5 protein-coding genes and 3 pseudogenes are annotated in these 9,988 nt (G+C 59.8%); 5 read left to right on the top strand and 3 right to left on the bottom strand.

The genetic code is table 11. The features are described from left to right. From QJT82_RS34350 to QJT82_RS34340, 3 pseudogenes are all read left to right on the top strand, one after another. A pseudogene (locus tag QJT82_RS34350) lies at positions 1-363 on the top strand (polyprenyl synthetase family protein); the annotation flags it as partial. Positions 364-413: 50 nt separating this feature from the next. Continuing rightward, a pseudogene (locus tag QJT82_RS34345) lies at positions 414-1,176 on the top strand (IS6 family transposase). A gap of 978 nt (positions 1,177-2,154) precedes the next feature. After that, a pseudogene (locus QJT82_RS34340) lies at positions 2,155-2,577 on the top strand (helix-turn-helix domain-containing protein); the annotation flags it as partial. Positions 2,578-2,980: 403 nt separating this feature from the next. Here QJT82_RS34340 and QJT82_RS34335 read toward each other — a convergent pair. Next, positions 2,981-6,091, bottom strand: a complete 3,111-nt coding sequence (locus QJT82_RS34335; RefSeq protein ID WP_016846587.1) for a class I SAM-dependent DNA methyltransferase — start codon at positions 6,089-6,091, stop codon at positions 2,981-2,983. Positions 6,092-6,315: 224 nt separating this feature from the next. On the opposite strand from QJT82_RS34335, the gene QJT82_RS34330 reads away from it, so the two are divergent. Continuing rightward, positions 6,316-6,570, top strand: a complete 255-nt coding sequence (locus QJT82_RS34330) for a helix-turn-helix domain-containing protein (RefSeq protein ID WP_038387565.1) — start codon at positions 6,316-6,318, stop codon at positions 6,568-6,570. A 183-nt stretch (positions 6,571-6,753) separates the two neighbouring features. Next, the gene (locus QJT82_RS34325; RefSeq protein ID WP_179077449.1) at positions 6,754-7,029 is read left to right on the top strand and encodes a hypothetical protein; all 276 of its coding nucleotides are present in this window, start codon (positions 6,754-6,756) and stop codon (positions 7,027-7,029) included. A 207-nt stretch (positions 7,030-7,236) separates the two neighbouring features. On the opposite strand, the gene QJT82_RS34320 is transcribed toward QJT82_RS34325, so the two are convergent. After that, complete coding sequence (locus QJT82_RS34320) at positions 7,237-8,469, bottom strand: type II toxin-antitoxin system HipA family toxin (protein ID WP_016846590.1); 1,233 nt, start codon at positions 8,467-8,469, stop codon at positions 7,237-7,239. Next, entirely contained in the window at positions 8,469-8,849 is a 381-nt protein-coding gene (locus tag QJT82_RS34315) for a helix-turn-helix transcriptional regulator (RefSeq protein ID WP_038387564.1), read from the bottom strand. Before QJT82_RS34315 ends, QJT82_RS34320 begins: the two co-directional genes overlap by 1 nt. Positions 8,850-9,988 lie beyond the last annotated feature (1,139 nt).

Here is a 9,988-nt window from a genome sequence, read left to right as displayed (position 1 = left end):
CCCCGAGATCTGGATGCAGGACGGCGCAAAGCGGGTCGAACTGGAGCTGGCGCGTCTTCTCTGCGCCGAACATGACGATGAGACCGAGCTGATGGCGGCGATGCGCTACGCCACCTTGCATGGCGGGAAGCGTACCCGCGCCTTGCTCTGTCTGGCTGCCGGCGCACTGGCCGACACACCGGCACACATGCTCGACGTCGTCGCCGCCGCCATCGAGATGATGCACGCCTGTACCCTGGTTCACGACGATCTACCCGCGATGGACGACGACGTGCTTCGCCGCGGCCTTCCGACCGTGCACTCAAGTTCGGCGAAGCTACTGCGATCCTGGTCGGCGATGCGCTGCAGGCGCACGCCTTCCTGGGTACCGTCAAGTTAACGAATTGGAGTGGCCGAAGGGGTAGACGAGCAGCATGCCAACCGCCCGGGACTCTCTTTATCGCCGTCATCGCTTCCCACCGGACGTGATCAGCTATGCCGTTTGGTTGTATTTCCGGTTTCCCTTAAGCTTGCGCATGGTCGAGGAAATGCTGGCGGCGCGTGGCATTGACGTGACCTATGAAACCGTGCGCCAGTGGGGACGGAAATTCGGCAAGGCATTCTCCGATCGGATCCGCCAGCGCGCTCCCGCTCGCGGCGACAAATGGCATTTGGACGAAGTCGTTATCTCGATCGCGGGCGAACAGCATTGGCTCTGGCGCGCTGTCGACCAGAATGGCTTCGTTCTCGACGTCTTGATCCAGCGCCGAAGAGACTCGCGCGCTGCGCAGCGGCTCATGAAGAAGCTCTTGAAATCCGCCGGCACGCCGCCGCGCGTGATGATCACGGACAAGCTCCGTTCGTACGGCGCTGCGAGGGCGAAGATGGGCTTGCACGTCGAACATCGCCAGCACAAAGCTTTCAACAATCGGGCCGAGAATTCTCATCAGCCGACGCGGCGACGCGAGCGGATCATGAAGCGTTTCAAATCGTCCCGTCAGGCTCAACGGTTTCTGTCAGTTCACGATCAGGTCGCGAACCTTTTCCACATCCCCTATCCCGGAGCCGTCATCGCCGACTTCCGTCGTGCTTCGCGCGAGCGAGCCTTCGCGACTTGGCGCGAGATCTCCACGACAGGCGTTGTCGCCGAATCTCGAACCTTTGAGAATCGCCTTCTTCGGCTCGGCGGTCGATTAAGTTGACGATGTCCCAAGGACTGAGCGCCAATTCGCTCAATAGTTATGCACAGGCTCTTCGGCAGCTTGGGAATGATCTCGCGCTTAGGGGGCAATCGATTTCTGCCCTCGATCACGATTCGCTCGTAACCCACGCTAAGAAGTTCTTTCCGCTTGACCCGAGAATGAGTCCGGCCTTGACCGCCCTTCGGGGGCATCTTGAGCCCGGTGTTGCATTAGGCGGTCGCGGGCGCAAACGAAGTGTTCCGGCGGAAGACGAGGCGCTCATCAGTGAGGCAGCTCGTAGCAGCAAGCGCGCCGCAAACGCTGTCAAGACGTACAGCGCCGTGCTTCGCAGGTTGTCTGACGCGCTTAGCCGTGGAGACCAACGAATCGCCTGGCTAGATCAAGAGGCACTCATCACGCGCGCTAGAGAGCTGTTTCCCCAGGATAGAAATATGTCTCCCGCCTTGAATATGATTGAGGAGTTTAGGCGCGGGGCGGCTGGAGGCGGATCCACTGAAGTTCCTCATCTATCTGATGAAGACCGTTCCCTCATCGACAACGCGGTGCGGTCGGCGGGTGAGCGCCAAGGACTGAGTGCCAATTCGCTCAATAGTTATGCAAAGGCTCTTCGGCAGCTTGGGCGTGATCTCGCGCTTAGAGGGCAATCGATTTCTGCCCTCGATCACGATTCGCTCGTAACCCACGCTAAGGAGTTCTTTCCGCTTGACCCGAGAATGAGTCCGGCCTTGAACGCCCTTCGGGGGCATCTTGAGTCCGGTGTTGCATTAGGCGGTCCCGGGCGCAAACGAAGTGTTCCGGCGGAAGACGAGGCGCTCATCAGTGAGGCAGCTCGTAGCAGCAGGCTATCCCCAACCACTGTCAAGAATTACAGCGCGGTGCTTCGCAGGTTTTCTGAAGCGCTTAGCCGCGGAGACCAACGCATCGCCTGGCTAGATCACAAGTCACTCATCACGCGCGCCAGAGAGCTGTTTCGGTCGCCATGATCGGCCGCGACAGCCTGCTCGGGGCACTCACAGCCGTGGGCGATACCTGCGCGCTGAACACGGCGGTCGTGCTGGTCCCCGGTGCCGCGTCTGTGATGGACCTCGACCGGTTACGCATCGCGGCCGAGCAGAGCGCGACCCTACGGACGCTGCTTACGCGTCACGGCCTCGCGGTTTACGCGCAGATGCAGCAGACCGCGGGCTGCAACGCAGCCCATCCAGTGGTGTCGCGGCTATCGCGCTGCCTGCTGCACACCCATGATCTGTCGGGCGACCACCGGCTACCACTGACGCAGGAGGCCATGGCGCAGGTGATCGGGGCACGCCGCAACAGTGTGTCGCTGGTCGCCAATACCTTGCAGCAAGCTAATCTCATCCGCTACAGCCGGGGGCAAATCCAGATCCTCAATCTGCACGGGCGCGTTGCCGCAGCCCCCGCAACAGCCGAAACACCTGTCGCCGTTGCAACCGCAGTACGCTGGCCGCCTCTGCCACAGTCAGTCGTTTGGCTTGAACCTCCAGAAGCACATTGAGCCGCGAAAACTCGGCTTCACTCATCGACACCACCACGATTGCCGTTCTCCGCAACTGCATTCCAACCGTGGAGTGCCATCTCAACTTTGCGGAGGGGTGTCATCTCTATATTGCGGCTACAAATATTGTTCGCATAACATAGATTACGGAATATTTTCCTATTTCCCGAATGACCGAAACCGCGGCTGACTGGTGGGATCTGGAAATTTTAAGGATCCTAGGACTCCCATCATCTTTAAAGCACGTGGTTAGGGTGACTCTAGGATTCGCATTACACCTGTTTTATGCGGATTTTCGGCGGCGCCCTGATCGTAAGCTAGTTGTCGCCGAACCATTTTTTGCAGGCGTGCGGCTTCTCGTCGCGTCTGCCTTAACCTGCTTGCCACCGGAGATGGGCAGCTTGAATTGCGGTGCGCGCCGATCTTCATCCGAGCCGACGGCTCGGCTTTTCTTCGAGAGCTGGTCCATTTGGCCTCGCGAAAGGTTCAATGCCAGCAAATTTGCCAAGGCGTCTTCGTCCGATATGTCCGACGGCCAACCGTAGGCCGCGGCGACTGCGCTATCGAGCGCCCTGTGAACCTCGATCAACCAATGCGGACGTTGATTGTAAAGATCGGTCAACGTCCTCTCACGAAGCAATTTCTCTGCTGCCGCATCTGAAGCTACAACGCGCATCGGATAGCCCGGCACCACCTCGGCTTCGGCTCGAACCAGGCCGGCCGGGTTTAGCCATGCTTGGCGGAGCTCCTCAAGACGTCGCGCAGCCTTCGATATGGCTGTTGCACGCCCTTCACGCGCAAAGCGTGCGGCAGGAAGGTTTGGCGTAAGCCCCGTGGGGAACGGAAATGTCTCAAAGGATGAGCTGATTGTGTATCGCGGATCATTTCCGACGCCGTGCCACGAACCAACGCCAAGCGACCACATCAGATGCCATTTTGAAAGCAAAATACCGAGAGTCGTGTCATCATCACGAGCGATAACTTGCAGCTTGTGATCAGGCACGACCTGGGTCGACAACCACGTGAAAACTCGATGACGCGAAACTTCGGGAGTTACGATGACGCGATCTTTCCCCTTGAGCGCGTTCCACATACCGGGGCGCGGTTCCACATGGCGCCACCAACGTTCGCGATAAGCGTCGCGCCTGTTTTTGGACCTCTCTGGAAGGACGTACTCTTTCACATATTGAAATGGAGCTTCGTAGAGTGAGGCCTCGCGCTCCGACATTTCCCAACCGAAATCGATGATCCACATGTCACGGGAGCGACGTGTCATGTCCATTCCGTTGCGCCAAGGTCGCAAGACATCCGAGTTTGGCCTGCCGTTGGCATTAAGAGGTAACTTGAGCCACTTGCGCGCAAGCTCTCCCGGTACGTCGAAGGCACCTCCTTTGGTATCTCCCATGAAAGCAACACCAGCGTTGTCGGCGAGACGGCGTGCCTTGGTGAGATCGATTGTGCTACTGAGGTCCGGGTTAATCGAGGCGACTGGTTCGCCGTCAAGTCTCAAGGCGTCGTCGCCCTTCCCGAAGCAAACGAGAGAAACGCGGACAGCAGCGCCATCAACGACCCACGGTTCATCGCTCCAAGCTTCGAATACCCGGGCGTCGGCCCCGATCTGCTCTAGGACCTTACGGTTGGCTCCGCCGCGTATGGAATTTGTTGCGACCAAACCGACCCGTGACGTCTGACCGGACAGCAGAGCTCTGCGGGCTTTTTCAAACCAATAGCAAACGAGATCAGCCTCGCGCGAAACGCGCCCATCATAGACTTCAAACAGGCGTTGCACCGTATCATCGCCGAGTGCTTGGCGCATGAGCCGTACGCCGAGGAACGGCGGGTTGCCGACAATAAATTCGGCTTCAGGCCAGTCTGCTTCCACATATTGCGCGTCTGACCGATCTTTGGCGCCTCCCCTCTTACCGTGGCTCAGGAGAGTCGAGGTCGCCGCGACCAGAGCGTCCCGACCTTCAATGGCGTCAAGCTTTCGCAGGATCGGCTTGGGCTTGGCATGGATTCCGTTTCTCAGGCGCCACTGAATATCGCCGATCCAAATCGTTGTGCGAGCGAGCTCCGCGGCCAGCGGGTTGATTTCGATGCCGCGCACGATCTCAGGCCCCACAACCGGCAAGCGTGGCTCGAGCCCGAGTATCTCGCACTCGAGGTTGGCCTTGTTCTCGAGGTCTTTCACGCCTTGGAGGGCCAGGTAAAGAAAATTGCCAGAGCCGCAAGCGGGGTCCAAGATGCGGAGGTTACGAAGGCGCTCGAGGTATCGCGACCGGGTCTCCTCGGCGGCCTCTTGCTTCGTCATACGTCTCTGAGGCCTTTTGCGCATTGGCGGCGTGCGCTCGCCGTGCAGGAACGCTGTGATCTCTTGCTTGGCAAGTTCCCACTCCGCCCTTAGCGGACGAAGAATGACCGGATCAATGATCTTGGCGATCTTGTCCTGATCCGTGTAGTGAGCGCCGATCTGCGCTCTCTTATCTGGATCAAGAAAGCGCTCAAACAATGTGCCAAAAATGGTCGGATCAATCAGACTCCAGTCTAGGCTCCCCGCGGCTACGAGAAGGCCGATATCGCTGGCATCCAACGGTAGCGCGCGCCTGCCATCGAATAGACCGCCGTTGAACCATGCAATGTCGTTGAGATCGAACTCACCACCGCTCTCCATGGCCTCGAAGAGCTTGTTAAGATAGTTCTTGGCGCGGTCGGGATTCTGCGAAGATCGCTGGAGGAGCTTCGGGAACAGTCCATCGGGCAGAAGCTTTACGCTTTGAGCAAAAAAGCAAAACACGAGCTGATTGACGAAATGCGCGATCTCGTCGGCTGTCCCTTTGCCCCGCAAGCGTGAGGCAATCGTGGAGAATTTGTCGGCCGCTTCGGCCGTCACTGCGGCACGCGTCTTGGTCGGCTTCAGCTTCTCGGGCGCATGGAAGACGTTACGGAGGATTTCACGCTTGGCGGGCTCGGCCAGATCCTCAAGCTCGATTTCGTAGGTCGTCGGGACTGTGTTTGTCCAGGCCGTGTGAATACGAAAGCGCTCGACATCACAGACGACCTGTAGCGGGGGGCTCTCAAGAGCCGGCGCATAGCGGATGAGTTGAAGAAGAGCCGCGTCTAGGTTTCCATTCTTGCGCTTGTATTCCCAAGCGAAGTGGTCCCTCTTCCACACATCGGCAAAGCCGCGGCCTCCGCCTACTTTTGTGGCGCCTTTCTCGAAGGCGAAGCGCTCACCGGTTGGGTCGTCTTCGGTAGGCGTTGGATGTCCGAAGAGCGCACAAAGATCGAGGAAGTGCTCGTGGGCGGCTTGTCGTTCGGTTAAAGACGCCTTCTTCCATTTCTTTATGAACGCAGCAGGCGTTATCGGCGCGGTGGCGCCGGCACTGATACTCATGACGCAACTCCCCAGCCGCCTGTGTTCAGGTCTGCCGCTTTCAACCCTTCCTTTTGTCTGGCTCGCAGTCAACCAGAAGTAGGCCGACGAGGTGTGAGACCTTTCGAAATACTTAACAGTCGGACCGTTTTTGGGGCTTTTAGGCAGGGCTGAGAGCTTATCCGCGATCGCGTATGCGGCCGATTTATACGCGATCGCGTATATTTCGCTCCGGAGGTGGGGCCATGACCCAGCAAATCGCGCGAACAGAAAAACAGCTCGGCGCCATCCTGCGCCGGGCCCGCAAGAAAGCAGGACTGACGCAATCCGATCTCGGGAAAAACATCCACCTTCGCCAAGGGACCGTATCACGGCTGGAGGCAGGCGCACCGGCCGTGCAGCTTCACACTGTGATGGAGGCCTTGGCTGCGCTTGATCTCGAGCTCGTTGTTCGTCCGCGGAGCAAAGCAAACGCGGCCGACATTGAGGATATCTTCTGATGGGCCGCCCACGAGCAAATGCCCCGCTGAATGTGTTCGTGAATGGCCGTCACACGGGGGTGCTCAAGCGTGAGTCCAGCGGCGCGATCGATTTCCGCTACGATGCCGACTGGCTTGCCTGGGAATTCACCAGGCCGCCCCGTGATGAGGAGCCGTGGCGCCGTCGACCTTCAGGTTGCCTCCGTGGTCCTCGTCGATCGCTTGCCGCGCCCAAAAAAGCAGCGGCTCGATCTCTTCGCGCTCTACGGCATCGAAAGGTGGAGTCTGCACGACTGCAGGCGCACGATCGCCACCTATCTCGACGACAGACGTCTGGGCGGAGCGGCGACGGCCATTCTCGGCCACAAGACTTCGTTCGGCAAAACCAAGGAACGCGAGAAGCTCGCCCCTGTCACCGAGCAACACTATAGTCGCGCGCAAAAGATCGACCTGAAGGCCGAAGGCATGGCCTTGTGGTGAAGACGCTGCTCGCCGCCTACGCGAAGGAGAGCCGGAAGTTTCGTGACCTGCGCGGCAACCCGAAAGCTGCTTGATCGTGGTGGCTAGTTTGCGTGCGGGGCGCGGTTCGCTCACCCACGTCGGACAGAACCCTTAGCTCCCAGAAACGCTCCCTTTAATTAGTCATATATGACTACTTATATAAGTTATTCTATTATATATGATGAATTAGAGTCCAAGCGCTATCTCGCTCTGATCGTGCACGAAGGCGGCTTCGTAATCGCGCGACTGGGCGCCGCTAACCCCCGCCCGTCGGAACGTCTCGCGCCATCCATCGGATACGCGCTGAGCCGTAGCTCGGATGATTTTCCGCGCGTCGGCTTCGGTGATTTCGAAAAACTCGCAAGCCTCCAGGGCGAGCTTGATCGACCGGTCGTGAGTGCCGCCTTCCATGATCGCCGTCTCGAGATGTGGATTGCGATCCGGTGCCGGGTTCACGTCGAACATCGGCGAGAGACGCCAGCGTCCCGAACCGACATACAGGAAGCCGTGGTTTTTCAGATGATCGTCTTTGTTCGACACAAGAATGGTGAAGACCATTCGTCGATAGAGCTCTTCGAAATCGACTTTCGGATCCGGAGCTGCCGCCCGCATGAAATCTACGATCTCCGTATACGAACCGAGTTCCGCGCCCGTTTTCCCAAGCGCCGTTCTCGCGGAAATGTAGGGAATGCGGGCGCGGCCGCGCCGATCGAAGCGCTGAACGAGCGCAACAGGAAACTTCGTGTCGGCAAGCTCCAGTCTCACCTCGGGAATGCGAATGCCGCACATCCGCGCGAGGTTCAGCGTCGCAACCTCCACCTGTTCGATCGGGTGCTGGTCATGGACGGAAGTGAACTTGGCGAGCCAGAGAACGTCGCCGTCACGAACGTTGGCCTTCGGCCGAGCGCCGCCCGAGCCGCCGGCGCCGGCAAGCGCCTGCATGTCCGCTGGCGATATCTCCTTGCCCTGCTCGTAGGCCCGGGCGATCGTCGTGATCGCCTCCAGATCGAGGAGGCGCGGTACCGCTTCGTTGGCCTTGCCGGTGATAATCTTTCCCAGGGCGTCGACGAAGCGCAGCGCGCCTTGCCGGCATGCATCGTCGGACAGCGTGAGGTATTCGAATTCGGTCAGACCGTTGCCGTAGGCTCGTTCGAGCAGTCTGCGTCCCCAGCTATCGGGTGCGGTATCGGAAAAGACACCGGCGAGCGCCTCGCGGGCATTTCCAGATTGCGCCGACGCATGAAACGGCCCGGCGTCGAAGGGCATGTTCGGCTGCAAGGCGAAGGCGCGAGGATCCTTCGCCCAGGCCGGATCGTAGCTGAAGATCGAAAACTGACGAGGCCCGGTCTGCGTAAAACGCAGCTCGCCGACGGGGGTCAAGCCTTCTCCAAGCGCGACGCGGGCATAGTATTCGGTCATCAGAAGGCCACGCCGTTCGGATCAACGTCGTCCGGTTCGTCCTTCCCAGCCTTGTCCTCTTGCTTCTCCTGCCTGCGCAGCTTGGACGCGTACGAGCGACCACGCTGCGGCAACCGCTCCGAGGTGAGCGCCAAACCCAGATCGTCCTTTCGGATGTCGACGAGGTCTGCCAATTTCTCGATGAGCCCGAGAGAGACGAGCACGTCCGCGAGCGTGCCGACCGCGACCCCGGGGTCGCCTCGTTCCAGACGCGCGATGGTGCTAGGCGACGTACCCGCGCGCGCTGCCAGATCGGCCACCGCCACACGACGGCTCAGGCGAGCCGACCGGAGGTCGTGGCCAAGGCGTTCGAGTGCGGTACCTGATTTCGGCGAGCCCATGATCCAACCATATCTGACTAAGAACGATCTATAAAACGTCATATATGACTAATTACTGAATCAGGCAATAGGTCCATTTCCTCCATTTCGAGCTGGAACCGGGTGTTTTTAAGCCAAAGATCCAGCTCATGTCGGCGGAAACGATCCCTGCAGTGACGATTTCGGCGGAACCTGGCTCCTGACCTTCCCGACACGCGTCGCGGCGTTGCGTGAGACCGCAGAGCCTTCGTGCTCCGCCTCAACACGGTCCACGACAAGATCATGGCGACGGAAGTGAACGACGCCTTCCCGCAGCGAGACCGGGAGGCGTCGGCGCCAGCCCTAGAGGGCGGCCTAACGCATGGCACGGGCCGAGGCGAACGGGCGGAATTCAAGGTCGGCCGACGCTTGGTAGTTCCGCACGAGAGCCGAAACCGTGGAACAGCGGGCGTCGGGATTGACGCAACCCGACGGTGGCCGCTCCCATGTCTTCGGTCGCCCGCATCGGGCAGCATCCAAAGATCGGATATCGGATTGCCGAAACGCCCCGCGAGCCCGAGCGTAAACCCGCCCGACAAGGAAGGGTCGAACAAGCCGTTCGGCCGACGCTTCCCTGAGCGGAAGTCGGCCGCCGCACGAATCCTTGCCACGAACTTGCGTCGCCTGCGGAAGACTCAGGGACTCAGTCAGAAGGACGTGGTTGACGCTCTGAAGACGGATCAAGCGGCGATATCGCTCATTGAAACCGGGCGCGCAACCCTACCCTGCTAATCATCGAGCAGATCGCCGGCGTCCTACGCGTGACCGTCAGCGAACTCCTCGCCAAGCCCGGCAGGTAGCGATGGTCCGGGATCGGCGCCGAACCGAGGCTCTTCGAAACTGCGCCTTCCGCGGAACTTTCACTTGCCCTTTCGGCGGCGGATCCGCGGCAAGGTGATACGATGATCGGCGACGAATCCTGAGAGGCGACTCAGCCAACGATGCTCCAACCGCGAACCTCGATAGTTGGTAGTGCGCTCGCGTTCGAGATGCGCCGTGCCGTCGCCGCCCGAGCCAACGAATGCGGCCTCCAGATCCTGACCCTTCCGAATCTCGCGGCCCGCGTTGCCGGAGGTTTCAGATCGCCCGTACCTTCAGAGCAGCTCGATCGTGCCATCCAG

Origin of the sequence: Bradyrhizobium sp. Mp19 (assembly GCF_029952935.1) — a bacterium.
Lineage (GTDB): Bacteria > Pseudomonadota > Alphaproteobacteria > Rhizobiales > Xanthobacteraceae > Bradyrhizobium > Bradyrhizobium elkanii.
The sequence above is the reverse complement of the archived record's forward strand: the minus strand, read 5'-3'. Positions and strand labels throughout refer to the sequence as shown.